This is a genomic window from Rudanella paleaurantiibacter, assembly GCF_009184635.1.
Lineage (GTDB): Bacteria > Bacteroidota > Bacteroidia > Cytophagales > Spirosomataceae > Rudanella > Rudanella paleaurantiibacter.
In genome coordinates, this window is record NZ_WELI01000011.1 from 82,827 (window position 1) to 100,166 (window position 17,340).

Consider the following 17,340-nt stretch of genomic DNA (forward strand, 5'->3'; position numbering starts at 1 on the left):
ACGTATGGCCTTTACCTTCCACCGACAACTCGACTTTATGGACTGTGGCCCCACCTGCCTCAAAATGGTGGCGGGGTACTACGGCCGCGACTACTCGCTCGACTACCTGCGGGCCAACGCGCACATCACCAAACAGGGGGTGAGCCTGATGGACCTGAACGAGGCCGCCGAAAAAATCGGGTTCAAAACGCTGCCCGTGCGGCTGTCAGTCGATCAGTTGCTCGACAACGCGCCCTTGCCCTGCATTTTGCACTGGAACAGCGAGCATTTTGTGGTGTTGCACAAGGTGTCGCCCGCCCGATGGGGCCGCAAAGAGGCCCGGTTTGTGGTGGCCGACCCGGCCCACGACATGGTTTCGATTGATCGTGAAACGTTTATGCACGGCTGGTGCGGGGCCGAGGGGAAAGGGATTGCGCTCCTGCTCGAACCCACGCCTGCTTTTTACGAGCAGAGCGCCCCGGCCGACGCCCAACCCCGCGACCTGCGGTTTCTGTATCAGTACCTCCGGCCTTACAAGCGGTACATCATTCAGATTCTGTTCGGGATGCTGTTTTCGAGTGTGCTGGCGCTCATTATGCCGTTTCTGACGCAGGGGCTGGTCGATTATGGCATTCAGCGGCAGGATTTTCGGTTTATTCACCTTGTGCTGTTTTCCCAGTTGATTCTGTTTTTGGGCAGTATCAGCGTCGACCTGATTCGTAACTGGATTCTGCTCCACGTGAATACGCGGGTGAGCGTGTCGATTATCTCTAACTTTCTGGTAAAGCTGATGAAGTTGCCCATTCAGTTTTACGACTCCAAAAACATCGGCGACATCTCGCAGCGCATCAGCGATCACCACCGCATTGAAAGCTTTCTGACTGGGTCCACACTCCAAATGCTTTTTTCGCTCGTTAATCTGGTGGTGTTTTCGGTCGTGCTGGGGATGCACAGCTTGCCTATTTTGGGGTTGTTTTCGCTCGGTAGCGGGCTTACTCTCGGCTGGACGTTACTGTTTTTGCGCCGACGTAAAAATCTGGATTACAAGCGGTTTCAGCGTTTGCGGGAACACCAGAACAGCATCTACGAGATTATTACGGGCATGTACGAGATAAAGCTCAATCACTGCGAACGCCGACGGCGGTGGGATTGGGAGCGGATTCAGGCTAAGCTGTTCAAAATCAATATTGAGAGCCTGGCGCTGGAGCAGTATCAGGAGGTGGGGGCTACGTTTCTGACCCAGCTTAAGAATATTCTGGTGTCGTACATGGCGGCTATTGCCGTGATGGAGCATGAGTTTTCGTTGGGGGTGATGCTCAGTATCTCGTACATTGTGGGGCAGATGAACGAGCCCATTGCGCAACTGTCGCGGTTTTTGCGCAACCTGCAGGACGCCCGCGTGAGCATCGAACGGCTCGGCGAAATTCATAACCGCCCCGACGAAGATGAGGACGAAGACGAGCGGGCAACGGCCCCGGCGAACGAGCCCGATGGCGTTTCGCTCGAATCATTTTACGAGTCGCAGCGGCTGAACACCTTGCTACAGGCCAACGCCCGCCGGACAAACACCACGGAGGGGATTCGGTTGCGCGGGGTCACGTTTCGGTACGGGGGGCAGCGCAATACCCCCGTGCTTCGGGACGTAGACCTGACCATTCCGAAGGGTAAAGTAACGGCCATTGTGGGCGCGAGTGGCAGCGGCAAAACCACCCTGCTCAAACTGCTACTGAAGTTTTACGCGCTGAACGAAGGCGACATCACGGTGGAAGGGCGCGACCTGAAACAGTACCCCGCCCGCGAATGGCGCCGACGCTGCGGCACTGTGATGCAGGAGGGCTATATTTTTTCGGACACCATTGCCCGCAACATTGCCGTAGACGGCGAACCGATCGACGAAGCCCGGTTCCGGTACGCCATTCGGGTGGCTAATCTGGACGATTTTGTGCAGCGGCTACCGCTCGGTTTTGCTACGCGCATTGGCAACACGGGCGCGGGTCTGAGCGGGGGGCAGAAACAGCGTATTTTCATTGCGCGCGCGGTGTACAAAAACCCCGACTACCTGTTTTTCGACGAAGCCACGAGCGCCCTCGACGCCAACAATGAGCGCACTGTGATGGATAATCTGCAAACGTTTTTCAAAGACCGCACCGTGTTGGTGATTGCCCACCGACTCAGCACCGTGATGAATGCCGATCAGATTGTGGTGCTCGACAAGGGCGAGGTGGTGGAAGTTGGCACACACCACGAACTGACCGTGATGGGACGCGGGCATTATTACGAACTGGTCAAAAATCAGCTGCAACTCGAAACCCTGTAACCTATGGCGACTATTCCGAACGACAGCAGCCTCGACATGCAGGAGATTATTGGCCACGTGCCGCCCTGGATTGTGCGGTGGGGTATCTCACTACTCATTATTTTGTTTGGGGTGAGTGTGGGGTGTGCCCACCTGATTTCGTTTCCTGAGATTCTGACGGTGCGGGTCATGATTACGGCCTCCGAACAGCCCTCGTACACCAGCTGGTACAGCGCGGGCAACCTCATTTACCGCACCCCCGTGCGTGAGGGCCAAACCGTGCAGAAAGGCGATACCGTGCTGATTGAAGAAGATATTGAAACCGGCAAGGTGAGCTATACCCTCGCGCCCATTGGCGGCCGGGTGCTCATTACCAAGGGGTTTGAAAACAACCCGAAGAAAAACACGGTGATTATCCACCCGACTATATCGGAGTACAAAACCTACGTGAACATTCCCCCTCGGGGCGACGGTCAGGTGGCTGTGGGGCAGCGGGTGCTCGTGCACCTTGACAGCTACCCCAGTTATAAATTTGGGGCGCTCGAAGGGGTTATCACCTCGATCTCGCCCACCATTCTGAACAACCACCGGCAGGCTACGGTGCGCCTGCTCAACGGCCTCCACACCGACCGCAACGACACCATCCCGGTGCAGTATCACCTGGTGGGCAATGCCAACATCTACCTCGACGACCGCAGCCTGTTGCAACGGCTGTTTCAGAGTCACTAACCGGCCTCTTTCTCTGCGATTGCCGAACCGGGCCAAGCCGCGGAAACACGGGTTCGATTCCCGTATCGGTCACAACCCCGTTGCGGGCCTTCGAGCCCCCGACATCCCCACTTCTATATATCCCAACTAAGCCCCGAAACGTAAAACGTATATAGGTATACGTTAGTATTTTTTGGGTGGAGTTACCCCGGTTAGAAACGATAATGTCTCTCGGTTAAAGATGTCATCTCGTTTGGAGAGATGACATCTTTAACCGAGAGACATTGCTTACCGGAAGTCGTTCTCTAATCAAACCCGGCACGATGCGAATATCATCTGGTTTGGTCAATCCTCGTCGTTTCGGAAGTTCGACCCGGTAAAACCTTACAGGTCTTTGAGACCTGCAAGGTTTGGCTAATCCTTGTTGTCATGGAAGTGCGACTCTGAGCAGGACGTACAGGACGTACAGGAGTCTTAATCCTTGTTGTCATGGAAGTGCGACTCTGAGCGCGAAAGACGCCTTTGTTAGTTCTCCGATCTTTGTGTCTTAATCCTTGTTGTAATGGAAGTGCGACTCTGAGAGTTCAAGTGGTGACAAGCCTGATTGACAAGATGTTAAAGAGCGAAAAATTGGAAATTTATAATTGAATCTTTCCAAAAGTCTATCTAAATAGGAACATTGCCCCGTCCGATTGAGCAAGTTTACAAAACTTTCGCGAGTTATCACGGTGCGGCCGCTTATTTCCAGGTATCTCGTTTCAGGGCAAATACCGAGCATAAATCTGTAAGAAAAATGACTGGATACCCTGTGTCTGATGGTGTTTTTTGGACAGGCTACCCACGGAGATTTGCTTACCCATCCAGACCGATTTTGAGGGAATACCAGGGCCTTTTAAACAATTGGCACAGTAAATGGCGCGGTTAGGGCCAAGTTTAGCACGCAAGTTGATATAGAAAGTGTCTGACGAAAAAGTAAGTAATTATGCTTAGTTATTTATGGTAGTGGTATAATTCGGGCCAGCATCGCATGTAGGCTATCTACCAAAAAATGCGGTTTATCACCCGAATTGTAGTGCATACAGAAAAGTAGGCAGGCCTTTTGCAAGTAACCGTTCGAGCCATTGTATTGGCCCAAATGAGCCCGGTCTATGAACAATAACGTGTACAAAATTCATCCGTTTCGCATGGTCGTTTCGTGGCTGTCGGCCATCCCGGCAGAACACCGGTCGGCTCATTGCGTTTGGGATGGGCAGAACGCGTCCAACCGGGCTGCCATGTTTTGTACATCGCCGGTAGCAGGAGGGGCAACGTTTATAAACGAACCGTTCGCCCGGTACCGCGCTGCTAATCATCGCCCGCATCGGCTGACTCGATTCTCCGCTTATCGACTTCTGTATAGTTTTGGCCTCTTCCTTTTGCTCTGGACGACGCCAACCGTTGGTCAAGGGCAAACGTTTACGGCTCAGGGTGGCCCCATCCGCGACTTCCGCGGGACGGCCAAAGCCGATACGTTCCCGATTCGGGTACAGGGATTGCCGAACCGGATAAACCGGACCTTTGGCCTCGCCAAAGTGTGTCTGAGCGTATTTCACGCCCGGTCGTCCGATATTAAAGTCGAGCTGGTGAACCCGGCCGGGGCAAGTATTTGGCTCACTAACCGCAACGGGGGCGACAATGGGCAACATTACGCCAATACCTGTTTCCGGTCCAACGGCTTTTCGGGGTACATTCATCAGGGCAAGGCCCCGTTTGAGGGCGAGTACATGCCCGATGGGCGCTTTACGTTTCTGAACAACGATACCGACCCAAACGGTCTTTGGTATCTGCTCGTAACCGACCTGCGGGCGGGCGTACGGGGCAACCTCAACATCGTTTCGCTCACGTTCGAGACCGACCCCACGCCCAATGCCGGTCAACCGCCCTGTTCGTTTGAGAACCCCGCTTACTGCCAATGCCCGCCCGGCACCAACTGCGAGCTACTGCCCGATCTGGTTATTCTGCCCCGGTTTACCCAGACCCAGATAAAAGAATATGCCTGGAACGACCCCAACTACCCCGGTCAGCTTCGCTTTGCCGCCAGTATTGGCAACATCGGGGACGGGCCGCTCGAAACCTGGGGCAAACAGGAGTGGTACTGTGGCGACAAACGTGTGGATTCGACAGTGCGCTGCCCCGACGGTTCGTATGCCCGGCAGCGCATTTATCAGCGGGTTTACCAAAAACAGGGCGACAAACTCATCACCACCGACCGACCGGCCGGCACGAACTATTACGATAATCAGCCCGGACACAATCACTACCACGTCGACGACTGGGTGGAGTTCCGGTTAGTCAAGATCAAGCCTGGTACGCGGGCAGGGCCCCGTCGGCAGGTGATAGCTAAAGGGCGCAAAGTCAGCTACTGCCTGTTCGACTCGGGGATTTGCAACAACAGCGATAGCCTCTGCACCTGCAACGGCACGGTGTACGGAGAGCGCAACCTGCCCAATTATGGGCTTGGCAACTACGGCGAATGCAAATCCATGAAACAGGGCATTAGCGTGGGCGGGTACGATACCTACGGCGTGATGTACGAAGGGCAGTTTATCAAACTGCCCCGAGGACTGCCCAAGGGTACGTACCAACTCGAAATCGAGATTGACCCCACGGGCTCTATTCGGGAGCGCGACCGAGCCAATAACCTGTTTACCATGCCTATTCATCTTTCCAAACAGTAAAACACTACCCATCTGATATATCTTTCCATGAAAAAAAGTCTATTTCTATTGTTCATTCTGACGCTCGCGCTCTGTACAGCAGGCAGTGGGCTAAGTTGGGCGCAATGCACCAGCTGCGTGAATACCGCTGTCACGGGGGGGAGTTACAACCTCACGGGTAATCAGACCCTCTGTATCACGGGCAACGTGGGTGATTTTAACCTGAACGTAAGCGGTACGGGTAACAAAATATGTGTGGCTTCGGGCGCTACCTGGACCATCGGGTTTGGTCTGAATTTCAACACCAGCCTGACCATTGATGTGTACGGCACCATCAACGCCAACGGCAGCTACAACGTCAACGGAACGGGTAATCAGGCGGTGTTCAACATCAAGCCGGGGGCTACCATGAATACCAACACGCCCGGCTTTGGCAATTCCATTCGGATCAATAACGAGGGTACCCTCAATTTCACCAATACCGGTGCTATCACCAACGAAGGGTCGTTTACGCTTATCAATGCCACCACCGGTATTGTATCGGCCACGGCGACTACGCTCTTTAAGTTAGGTACGAACAGCTACGTAGAGAACGATAACCTGATGACATTCTCCAACCTGGAGAACGCGGAAAGCGATATTCGGAACGCGCAGGGAGCCACCATCACCATTGGTCGGTATTTCTTCAACCACGGCAACATCATCAACGACGGACAGATCAATACCATCTGCGGGCCGTTTGGTAGCGTGGGTTGCGAGTTTATTGTGGGCGATAAAGGGCCGGGCAAGATATTCAGTATCAGCAATACGGGGTGTATGAGTGTAACCGGTACCGTAACCTTTAACGGACCGGGTTTTGTAAACGGTACGCTGGAAGTAACGGGCAATCTGACCATCAACAAACCCGTTTCGGGTGCCAACGGCCGCATTATTGTCAACAATGGGGTGAGTACCATCTCGCTATCAGGTGCCTACAACGGTACCAATATGGCGTTCTGCGATAAGAATACAGCGGGCAATGTTTTCGACGTCGTGCAGGCCAACAACCCATCGACCAACGTCGTCTACACGGTTGATTGTAGCCCCAATCTCTGCGCGTCGGCGGACCTGTGCGTAGCGCCCTCAAACCTTACCCTGACGGCCGTCCCCGGCACACCTGCACCCGGTGCCACCGTGACCCTGGGCGTATCGGCCAGCAACACCACCCCGGGCAGCACCAGCTATACCTGGAGCGGATCGGGTATCAGCAGCCCCACGGCTACTACCGTTGCCAGCCGCACGCTGGTAGCCCCGGCCACGGCGGGTGTGTACACCTACACGGTGCTCGTCAGTAATGGAACCGGCTGTACGGCTACGGCTACGCGTAGTGTGACCGTGGTAGCCCTAGTTGATGGATGTCCGGGTAACCTTTTGAGCAATGGGAGTCTGGAAAATGGGAATTTCAACAACTTCACCACAAGTAATCCGAGCATTTCCGGCACCTTGATGACCTATGGTGGTAGTCAGTCCGTCTTTTTGAGTGCCGACCCAGGGGGAAATACCTTACCCGATACACCCATAACCGGCTTCCGGGCAAATACAGGGTATTGGGTCGACGCGACAACCAATGGGGGTCTGGGTGCCAAGGATGCCAACCGGCTTTTTGCCATTCCGGCCAATGTGGGTGCCAATAAGTGTCTGTTCCCTAATTCATCGTTAGGGTTTGCGTACACCAGCGGCAATTGCTACCGAATTTGTTTCTGGGCCGCCCAGTTTAATCCTGCATCGCCGAATAACGCTGCGCTAACTTCCATTTTCAATTTTGAATACGAAGACAGCTTTGGTGTACTAAGCCCTGGGGTAGCGTCTAACTTTTCAATTGCCCCCACGGCGACCAGTACATCCGGCTCGTTTCAGTCCATATCATGGACACTGCCCGCGTCTACAAACGTCAAAACCACAACCGGTGCTACCTACACAGGTGCCGCTGGGCAAGTGGTCGATTGGAAAACGCTGAATTGGCAGTACATCTGTCTGGACTTTACGCCAGCCGTCACGTCTGACCGGATGCGGATATACCTGTCCACTACCAACACGAACAACGGTGTGGCTATTGACGGGATCTGCGCAACGGCCTGCTCAAGCAGTGCAACGTGTGCAATCAAAGCAACAGCTACCCCCGGCGCCTGTAATTCGGCTACTAATGGGTACACGGTTAGTGGTACCATTAGCCTGACGGCCCATACGACAGCTGGCACGGCCACCATCACCGACGGAACAAAGAGCACCACGATCAGTGTACCAGCGGGTGCTACCGCCGTGGCGTACTCACTCACGGGCCTCACCTCAGGCACGGGCTCGCATACGGTAACGGTTAGCCTGCCCGGTTGCGGTACGGCAACGGCGACCTATTCGGCTCCGGCTAGTTGTACTGTTGCCTGCACTCTGGCCATCACGGCCAATGCAAGTAGCTGCGACCCGGCTACCAACAAATACAGCGTAACCGGGCAACTTACCTTTACCAATGCCCCATCGGCGGGGGTGCTGCGCGTTCGGATACCCGGCAAAGGCTATCAGGACTTTACCGCGCCTTTTACCAGCCCACTTAGTTACTCCATTGGCGGGCTCAACTCTGACGGGCAAACGGGGACTGTCATCGCTACATTCAGTAACGGTACCTGCTCAGCAACGGCTGGCTATACAGCCCCGGTACTGTGTTTGCCATCGGTATGTGTTAGCCCCCAAACTGGCGGTGTGGAGTCGTACAGCTATGCTATTCCGCTCACGACCACGAACTGGACCCAAGCCATGCCGTTGCCTAAATTTGATACGCAGGGCGGAACACGGGTGCTTAAATCGGTTCTCTTTACGGTTAACCAGTCAATCCGAAACTGGGGCGTAGCCGAAAGCCAGGATACGGAAGCCACCGAGGTGAATATCGAAACCACGGGGACTACGTCGTTCTCTTTGAACGGGGTAGCGTTTGTCAGCAACGTGTTTGCGGCAACCAATTATCCCAAAACGGTCAGTGCCGCCGTTCTTGTTCCGGCAACGGGCTCGTGGCCGGGCGATAACACGGCACCTACATTCCCCTCAACATTGCTGGCAATGCCGTTTGTCACGACGGCTTTGAATAGCCTGACCGACCCGACCCTGTCGCCGAGCTGGGTGACAAACGTGACCGGCGACCCGACGGACGACGATGACATGACGTACTTCGCGCCGGTCTTTTCGGATGGCTCAAAGAGCTTCTCGTACAGTGCAACGGCCGATCTGGCGAATTTTATCGGCACGGGTAATCTCGATTTAAGAGCCAATGCCCGTGGTGCTTCTCTTGTTAGTGGAGCTGGAAATCTGGTTACGCAGATTCGAACGGCGGCCGATGCCGTAGCCACTGTCACGTATGTGTACTGCGATGTTCCACTCGTTTGCTCGCTTACGGCGACAGCTACCCCCGGTACGTGTAATTCGGCTACCAATCAATATTCGGTATCGGGCACCATCAGCCTGACGAACAATGTCACGGGCGGTACGGCAACGGTCACCGATGGCACCAAAACCGCCACGGTTACGGTGCCAGCCGGTGCAACAACGGTGGCCTATTCGTTGACCGGTCTTACGTCGGGCACGGGTTCACATACGGTAACGGTAAGCCTGCCCGGTTGCGGTACAGCGACTGCCATGTACGTGGCTCCGGCCAGCTGCACGGTGGCACCGTGTTCAACCTCGGCCACGGCTCAAGCCACTTGTAACAACAATGGCACGCTCGATGTCACTTCAGACGATTTTATCAACATTCTGCTGACGCCGTACAGCAATGTGCAGGGAAGTCGATTCACGCTGACGGCCACCCAAAATGGTAATCCGGTCAGCCTGAGCCTGTCGGATGGCAGTTCGTTTACGGCTTTAAGTTATGCCTACCCGAAACCCCTCCGTGCTCCGGTTGGTTCGGCGGGAAATGGCAACATCATCCTGACGCTCACCGACGTTACCAACACCACGTGCATTACGCAGGTGACCGTGGTTGATCCGGGTGAGTGTGCAGCCGCTGCCTGTGTGGGTGCAACCCCACAAACGGTGACGAACACGTATCGTACCCCATTCCAGCCGACCGAGTTGAACAGTGTTCCGCTGTTATTGCCCAAGTTCGATGATGGTGGAGGTACCCGGACGCTGACGGGCGTAAAGCTCACCTACGGCATGTTCGAAGCGACGAATCTCCTTTTCGAGAATACGGCCGCTACTCCCTCGGTGTTCCGGCCTACGGTAACCGCTGACATTTTCATTGATCTGGGTGCCACAAACCTGTCTACAGAAACCACCACTGCAACCCCCGGCTCGCAAACCGCCCCGGCCAGTATCACCGTGGCCGCTCAGGGAACCTATGGCGGAGATGTACTATACGGGCCCCTGCCCACCCAACGACTGTCGACTTTATTTGGGATGGGAAGCTGGCTGGATGATGTTATGATCGACATCTACAGCGATCCCCGCCTGGATTCCCGCTGGGTAACCAATGCAACGGGTAATCCCACCACGGACGATGATATGTATGTGATGCCGCCCCTGAGCCTGACGTTTAGCGGCACCAACAGCTACACGGCAACGGGGGATCTGACTCAGTTTATTGGTACCGGTCAGATTCCGCTAACGGCTTCAACCCTCAATGGTCTGACGCTTTCGGGGGGCGGTGGCAATCTGATCTACAAGCAGTGGACCAAAGCCTATGCCTACGCGACGGTGGAGTACACCTATATCTGTAACAGCTGCACACTGGTTGCTACGGCTACGCCCGGCAATTGTGACCCTGTTACGAATAGGTATGCTGTAACCGGTACAGTGAGCCTGACAAACAATTTAGCGGGTGGCACGGCCACCATCACCGACGGCGTGAAGAGCACCACGGTCACGGTACCCGCCGGTGCCACCTCGGTCGCTTACTCGCTGACGGGCCTGACCTCGGGTACGGGCTCGCACACGGTAACGGTTAGCCTGCCCGGTTGCGGCACGGCCACAGCGACCTACAACGCTCCGGCCAGCTGCTCGGTTGATTGTGCTACCCTCAATGCGGGCCCTGATCAGGATTTGTCGTGTAACAGTAGTGCGGGCATTCGGGCCACATCTGTTTTGCGGCCGAGCATTCCGGGAGGTACCTGGACCGCGTCGAGCGCCAATATTAGGTTCTACGATAGCAATGATACAACGTTCGCCTTTGTAGACAGCCCCGGTACCTATACCTTGACCTATAGCTTGCCCGGTGGTTGCTCTGATCAGGTTGTGATAACCTTCCAACAGCTCGCCCCCACCTGTAATAACCTGTGGGATTCCATGACCGGCGTTCTCTCGTTGTATGGTAGCTCTACAGCAACTACCCTCTACAAATCGGCGTCGTACCCCGGTTCACTGGGTGGCGAAACCGATCTGAGTTTCCAGTTTTTATCAGGCCTTGCTCTTTCGGGTAATGGGGCCGCGCTCGAAGCGGGTAATTTTGAATGGTCTAACGGGCCAGGGCGTTATTCTAAAGTCGTGATTTCGTGGGATGGCGTGGACAATTCAGCCGCTGCACTAAATCCAACCGGGCTGGGCGGCCTTAACTTCTCGGGAGCCGGAAACTTCGGTTTCGTCATAAATGCTGTCGATATAGCTCGTTTTAAAGTTACACTCCGCCTGTACACCGACGCGAACCGGGTATCGGAGTCTTACTTCTCGATGGATCAGCCCGGAAACCTCAATAGCAATATCCCGGTTGAGTTTACGACGTTTACCGCCACAGTAGGTAGCGGGGCAGACCTGTCGAACATTGGCGCTATTGAGCTTATATTCGAACCAATCAACCTGCTAAGCACGGCCAACGGGATTGATCTCAATGCAACTTGCTTCCACACGCCCTGCCTGATTCCCTGCGCAGTTGCGACCACGGCTACAGCCAGCACCTGTAATCCGGCGACCAATCAGTACACGGTTTCGGGTACCATTAGCCTGACGAGTGCCACAGCCGGCACGGCCACCATCACCGACGGTGCGAAGAGCACCACGGTCACGGTACCCGCCGGTGCCACCTCGGTCGCTTACTCGCTGACGGGCCTAACCTCGGGTACGGGCTCGCACACGGTAACGGTCAGCCTGCCCGGCTGCGCCACGGCCACAGCGATCTACAACGCTCCGGCTAGCTGCTCAGTAGCTGCCACCATCAATGTCACTTCGGCCACGGTATGCTACGGCAACTCGGCCACGCTGACGGCTTCGGGCTGTGTGGGCACGGTAGCGTGGAGTAACGGGACTACGGGTACTACGCTCGTGACTCCAGCCCTCACGCAGACCACCAGCTACACGGCTACTTGTACCACCGCCAGTGCAACCACCTTCGCGTTGGGTACGGTGACGGTGCTGCCGCAACCGGTGCTTAATCTGAGTGCCAGTGCTACGCTGGTGACCGTTGGGGCAAACGTGACTTTGACTGCCGCAGGTTGTGCGGGTACAGTAGCGTGGAGCAATGGAAGCACGGGAGCCAGCATCGTCGTTACCCCGACGCAACCGACCCAAACCTACTCAGCAACGTGTACGACAGGTCCGGCTTGCTTTACCACCGCATCCATCGTCGTGAACACCGAAGCGCCTGCTTCTCTTGTAGTCTCATCGGCTACAGTATGCCACGGTTCATCAGCCACGTTGACGGCCGCTGGTTGCACCGGCTCTGTTACGTGGAGCAACGGAACTACGGGCAATACGCTCGTGACTTCGGCCCTCACGCAGACCACCAACTACACAGCGACTTGTACGACGGCTACCTCAACGACCTTTGCGGTGGGTACCGTGACGGTGAATCCGGCCGTAACCGCGACCATCAGTGCGGCCAATCTAAGCATTTGCGCCGGCCAGTCAACCACCCTGACAGCCTCGGGTGGGGCCTCCTACCTGTGGAGCAACGGCGCGACCACCGCAACTATTTCGGTAAGCACGGCTGGTACCTACTCGGTAACAGCCACTTCAGCCGCTGGTTGCTCGGGCACGGCTACTACGACCGTGGTACAGAACCCGGCCCCTGTTGTGACGGTTACGTCGGCCACGGTTTGTGCGGGTAGCTCAGCCACCCTCACCGCTTCAGGAGCGGCTACGTACCTCTGGAGCACGGGGGCGACAACTCCAGGCATTGTCGTATCTGCCACGGCAACGACCACGTATTCGGTGACTGGCACCAGCTCGGCTGGGTGCTCGGCCACGGCCACGGGCACCGTGACGGTACTGCCTCTGCCGGTAATTAATCTGTCAGCCAGCTCGACGCTGGTAACGGCAGGAAGCAACGTCACCCTGACGGCCACTGGTTGCACTGGATCAGTAGCCTGGAGCAACGGCTCGACTGGAGCAAGCATCGTGGTGATGCCGATGCAGGCTACCCAAACCTACTCAGCAACATGTACGACGGGGCCAAGCTGCTTTACAACGGCTTCGATTGTGGTGAACACCGAAGCGCCTGCTTCTCTTGTAGTATCATCGGCCACGATCTGCTCCGGTTCATCAGCCACGCTGACGGCTGCTGGTTGCACCGGTACGGTAACTTGGAGCAACGGAACTACGGGCAATACGCTCGTGACTCCGGCCCTCACGCAGACCACCAACTACACAGCGACTTGTACGACGGCTACCTCAACGACCTTTGCGGTGGGTACCGTGACGGTGAATCCGGCCGTAACCGCCACCATCAGTTCGGCTGGTGTTTCGGGTAGTCTAAGCATTTGCGCAGGCCAGTCAACCACCCTGACAGCCTCGGGTGGGGCCTCCTACCAGTGGAACAACGGCGCGACCACGGCCACCATCTCGGTGAGTGCAGCGGGCACCTACTCGGTAACGGCCATTTCAGCCGCTGGTTGCTCGGGCACGGCTACTACGACCGTAGTACAGAATCCAACACCTGTCGTGACAGTTACTTCGGCCACGGTTTGCGCCGGGGAGTCAACCACGCTGACCGCTTCAGGAGCGGCTACATACCGCTGGAGCACGGGGGCAACAACCCAAAGCATCGTTGTTTCCGCTACCGCAACGACCACGTATTCTGTGACTGGCACCAGCTCGGCTGGATGCTCGGCCACGGCTACGGGCACCGTGACAGTCAACGGACAGCCCCAGATTATCAGCGTCAACCAGAGCACGATCTGCGTGGGTAACGTGGCCAGCCTGACTGTCAACGCGACCAGCACCGGCTCGGGTGTACTTGAGTACAGCCTCAACGGCGGGGCTTTCCAGACCGCCAACAGCTTTACCCTGAACGCCCCCGTCAGCACTACTGCCGTGATCGTGGTTCGCACGCAGGGCAGTAGCTGTACGGCTACCGAATCGATCGTAGTCAACTGCGCCTGCCAGACGCCCGTTAGTCTGACTTTCGTGCCCACTGCACTGCAAACCTGCCCAGAGGTCCCCGTTAGCTTCACGGTCGGGGTAGCCGGAGCTACCTCGGCTTCGCTCACCAGCTCGGGCACGGGTACGTTCAGCCAATCGGTCGTTAGCGGCATGGCCACGGTAACTTACCTGCCCTCTCTGGCCGACGCCACTGCGGGCAGTGTAACCCTGACGCTGACCTCGGCCGATCCCGATGGAACCGGTACCTGTGTCGCTGATCAGGTGAGCCGCGTGCTGACCATCAACCCCGCACCGGTGGTGACGGTCACATCGGCCAGCATCTGTGCCGGTGAAATGGCGACCCTGACTGCTACCGGCGCCGACACCTATTTGTGGAGTAACGGAGCAACCACACAGACCATCAGCGTGAGTGTGGCCGGTACCTACTCGGTAACAGGGACCACGGCTGCGGGCTGCTCGGCTACGGCCACCGGTACGCTGACCGTCTTTGGCCAACCGACCATCAGCCCGGCTATTCTGCCGGCGGCTACCGTGGGCGTAGCCTACAGCCAGACGCTAACCGGCAACGGGGGGCGGGCACCTTACACCTTCGCGGTGGTAGCGGGTAGCCTACCCCAGGGCCTGAGCCTATCGACTGGCGGTGTGCTGGCGGGAACCCCCACCGACAATACCCCGGCGAGCTTCACGGTGAGCCTCACCGACGCCAACGGTTGCACAGCCGTGCAACCTTACAGCACCACGGCCATAGGTTTACCTAAGCTGGAGTTGAACAAACTGGTGAGCAAGCGACAGGCGCAGGTGGGTGAAGTTGTAAGCTTTACGGTACTGTTGGCCAACACGGGTCTGGCTTCGGCCACGGGCGTTGTGGTGAGCGATACGCATACGGCGGGTCTGAGCCTATTGCCCGGTTCAGTGACCGTCTCGGCGGGTAGCTTTACGCCGGGCCTCAATGGTGGCCAATGGGCGATTGCCAGTCTGCCAGCCGGAGCTACAGCTACACTGACCTACTCGGCCAGCATCACCGGCGAAGGCCTTGTATACAACACGGCCAGCATACCCGGTGTACCGACCACAGATGTAAAAACGTGCCTGACGGTTCCGATGCAGGTATGTCAGGGCGAACCCTTCGCGATTAAGGTGAATGCGCCTGAGGGGTACAGTCGCTACCAATGGTACCTGACCGCGCCCGGTGCTACAACCTCAACGCTGGTGGCCGATGGCACCCTCAACAGCTTCACGGCGACCCTGCCGGGCAGCTACAGTGTGCTCATTGATAGCGGGTTGGCCAATACCTGCCCCAGCCAGGGTTGCTGCCCGATCGTGATAGAAGAGGTAGCGGTGCCTTCGTACACGGCGTTGGTGAAAAACAGCAGTTGTGTGGGCAGTACTCCGCAGGCCGACGGTCAGATTACCCTGGTGAACCTGGGCACAGCGGGCCGCTATTACTATCAGGTGTCGCCGGGTACGAGCTTTAACCCGGCTCAGGCAGGTGCAGTGGCTGCGATTCCGGCCAACGGGGTAGTATCCACGGGTCTGTTACCGGGTAATTACACGGTACGGGTGTGGCTGATGATCAACGGACAGCCCGCCTGTCCTCGCGACCTGACGGTGGCCGTAGTGGAGTCCTGTGCCTGCCCGACCAACGTTTGCGTACCGGTAGTTGTGCGTAAGATCAAGTAGTTTGTTCGACTGGGTAAAACTGGCTGGCAACCATCCTCGCGCCGGTTTTACCCAGTCTTTCCTACAACTGTTTTTCAGATGTCTACGATAAAGCAACAAATCAGCTCGTTTCTCTATCTACGAGCCAGTATTCTTCGTGCCATCACGTATGGCGATTTATCCAGTTCGGAGGTTATGTCTATCGCACAAATCAACCCAGGTAGCTTAACTCTCCGTCGGCAGAATCCCGAACTCTGGACAATTGATGAATTGAGTAAATTGTCGGTAGCGTTGGGGCATGAATCCACGACCCTGAAAGTCATTCGTCAATTAGCTTCGCTGTTGATGCTACTACCCGACTCTAAACAGCGGCAGGTTTTACATCGGGCTCAGTTGACCCGGCGGAAACTATTGGTTCGTCAAACGAACTACAACTACTGGAAAGTTTGGGAGTTGCAACGAATTGCTGAGGCTCTTTGAGGGTTCAAACCTTACAGGTCTTTGAGTTCTGCAAGGTTTGATAATTTGACAATCAAGCCGGTCTGTTTTGCGATAAGGGTTCCCTAAGAGATGTCATCTCGTTTGGAGAGATGACATCTCTATTTGTTTTTATGTGCTGCTATCAAACCTTACAGGTCTCAAAGACCTGCAAGGTTTAATGATTTGACAATCAAGCCGGTCTCCTTTTGGGGCAAGGGCTCCCTAAGAGATGACATCTCTGTTTGTTTTTTGTACTGCTGCCAAACCTTACAGGTCTCAAAGACCTGCAAGGTTTAATGGAGATTCGACGGGTGGATAAAAAACAGCACTCAAGGCATCACTCGCAGCGTCTTTTTGAAGTTGTACGCCAGCATCACATTCCACATAAAGTTCTTGTTGCCGGGTATATCTGAACGGAACGTTTGGTTGATTGTGGATTGCACGGTAAATGGCGACCCCTTTTTTGATACGATGGCCGTGCCCGAAAAATAGCTGCCCCTATGGTCGTCTACTTTAAGAAAAAACACCGTTGGGACGAGGGTCAGCCGGAAATCGCCCCCAACGTGGATGTTTGAAAAACTGTTATTCAAAAACAGGACGTTGGTCTGTTGTGGGCCGTGGTTTTGCAGACCGTTGCCGTGCAAATACACCGCACTGATGGTCCAGTTTGGGGTAACCTGGTAGGCCGGTACAATTTCGCCCGCTGCAAACCGGAGCATCTCGGTAATCTCGCGGTCGGTGCCGCTCTCACTGACCACTTTCCGCACGAGCGAAAACGCCGGGTGTACGCCCACGCGCAGGCTGAACCGCTTCTGCTCAATCAGGCGGTAGCGGAACCAGAAAATAAAGCCCCCTTTGCTGGCATCCGAAACCAGCCGAATGTCCGGGTCGAAACTGAACCGGTTTTTACGCCAGTAGAAGTTCATAATCGCGGCCGGCCGGTTGAGTGAGAATGTCGGAACAATAGAAAAACCATTGTTGGTAATACCTACCGAACCGGAAAAGGTTGAAATGGATTTTGTGCTGTCGGCAGACGATTGGCCGGCGCTGAGGCCCGGCATGAATCCAAGAATAGTAACGAGTACGAGTGTAAAGAAACGCAACATTAAAAGACTGTTATAGAACAAGTTAGTAGATTGGGTGCAAAGGTAGACCTCGCATATGCGCCCGCCTGTATCTATTTTACGG

6 protein-coding genes are annotated in these 17,340 nt (G+C 55.8%); 5 read left to right on the forward strand and 1 reads right to left on the reverse strand.

Going from position 1 to position 17,340, the window contains the following annotated elements; translation table 11 throughout:
- Positions 1–4 precede the first annotated feature (4 nt).
- The 5 genes from F5984_RS22025 (at position 5) to F5984_RS22045 (ending at position 16,152) form a co-directional block, all read left to right on the forward strand.
- Positions 5–2,296, forward strand: coding sequence for a peptidase domain-containing ABC transporter (locus F5984_RS22025; protein WP_152126383.1), 2,292 nt, complete (start codon positions 5–7; stop codon positions 2,294–2,296).
- Positions 2,297–2,299: 3 nt separating this feature from the next.
- Positions 2,300–3,004 carry an HlyD family efflux transporter periplasmic adaptor subunit gene (locus F5984_RS22030; protein WP_152126384.1) on the forward strand — a complete coding sequence of 235 codons (705 nt, stop codon included), beginning with the start codon at positions 2,300–2,302 and terminating at the stop codon, positions 3,002–3,004.
- A 1,127-nt stretch (positions 3,005–4,131) separates the two neighbouring features.
- Positions 4,132–5,700, forward strand: a complete 1,569-nt coding sequence (locus F5984_RS22035) for a lysyl oxidase family protein (RefSeq protein WP_246169261.1) — start codon at positions 4,132–4,134, stop codon at positions 5,698–5,700.
- Between the two features lie 27 nt (positions 5,701–5,727).
- Complete coding sequence (locus F5984_RS22040; protein WP_152126385.1) at positions 5,728–15,693, forward strand: beta strand repeat-containing protein; 9,966 nt, start codon at positions 5,728–5,730, stop codon at positions 15,691–15,693.
- Between the two features lie 78 nt (positions 15,694–15,771).
- Positions 15,772–16,152, forward strand: a complete 381-nt coding sequence (locus F5984_RS22045) for a hypothetical protein (RefSeq protein WP_152126386.1) — start codon at positions 15,772–15,774, stop codon at positions 16,150–16,152.
- Between the two features lie 329 nt (positions 16,153–16,481).
- Here F5984_RS22045 and F5984_RS22050 read toward each other — a convergent pair whose 3' ends face one another.
- Positions 16,482–17,078, reverse strand: a complete 597-nt coding sequence (locus F5984_RS22050; RefSeq protein WP_246169263.1) for a hypothetical protein — start codon at positions 17,076–17,078, stop codon at positions 16,482–16,484.
- Positions 17,079–17,340 lie beyond the last annotated feature (262 nt).

Bases quoted from the DNA above. Each gene is read 5' to 3' on its own strand.
- F5984_RS22025 (WP_152126383.1), top strand. From the start codon at position 5: ATGGCCTTTACCTTCCACCGACAACTCGACTTTATGGACTGTGGCCCC.
- F5984_RS22030 (WP_152126384.1), top strand. From the start codon at position 2,300: ATGGCGACTATTCCGAACGACAGCAGCCTCGACATGCAGGAGATTATT.
- F5984_RS22035 (WP_246169261.1), top strand. From the start codon at position 4,132: ATGAACAATAACGTGTACAAAATTCATCCGTTTCGCATGGTCGTTTCG.
- F5984_RS22040 (WP_152126385.1), top strand. From the start codon at position 5,728: ATGAAAAAAAGTCTATTTCTATTGTTCATTCTGACGCTCGCGCTCTGT.
- F5984_RS22045 (WP_152126386.1), top strand. From the start codon at position 15,772: ATGTCTACGATAAAGCAACAAATCAGCTCGTTTCTCTATCTACGAGCC.
- F5984_RS22050 (WP_246169263.1), bottom strand. From the start codon at position 17,078: ATGAACTTCTACTGGCGTAAAAACCGGTTCAGTTTCGACCCGGACATT.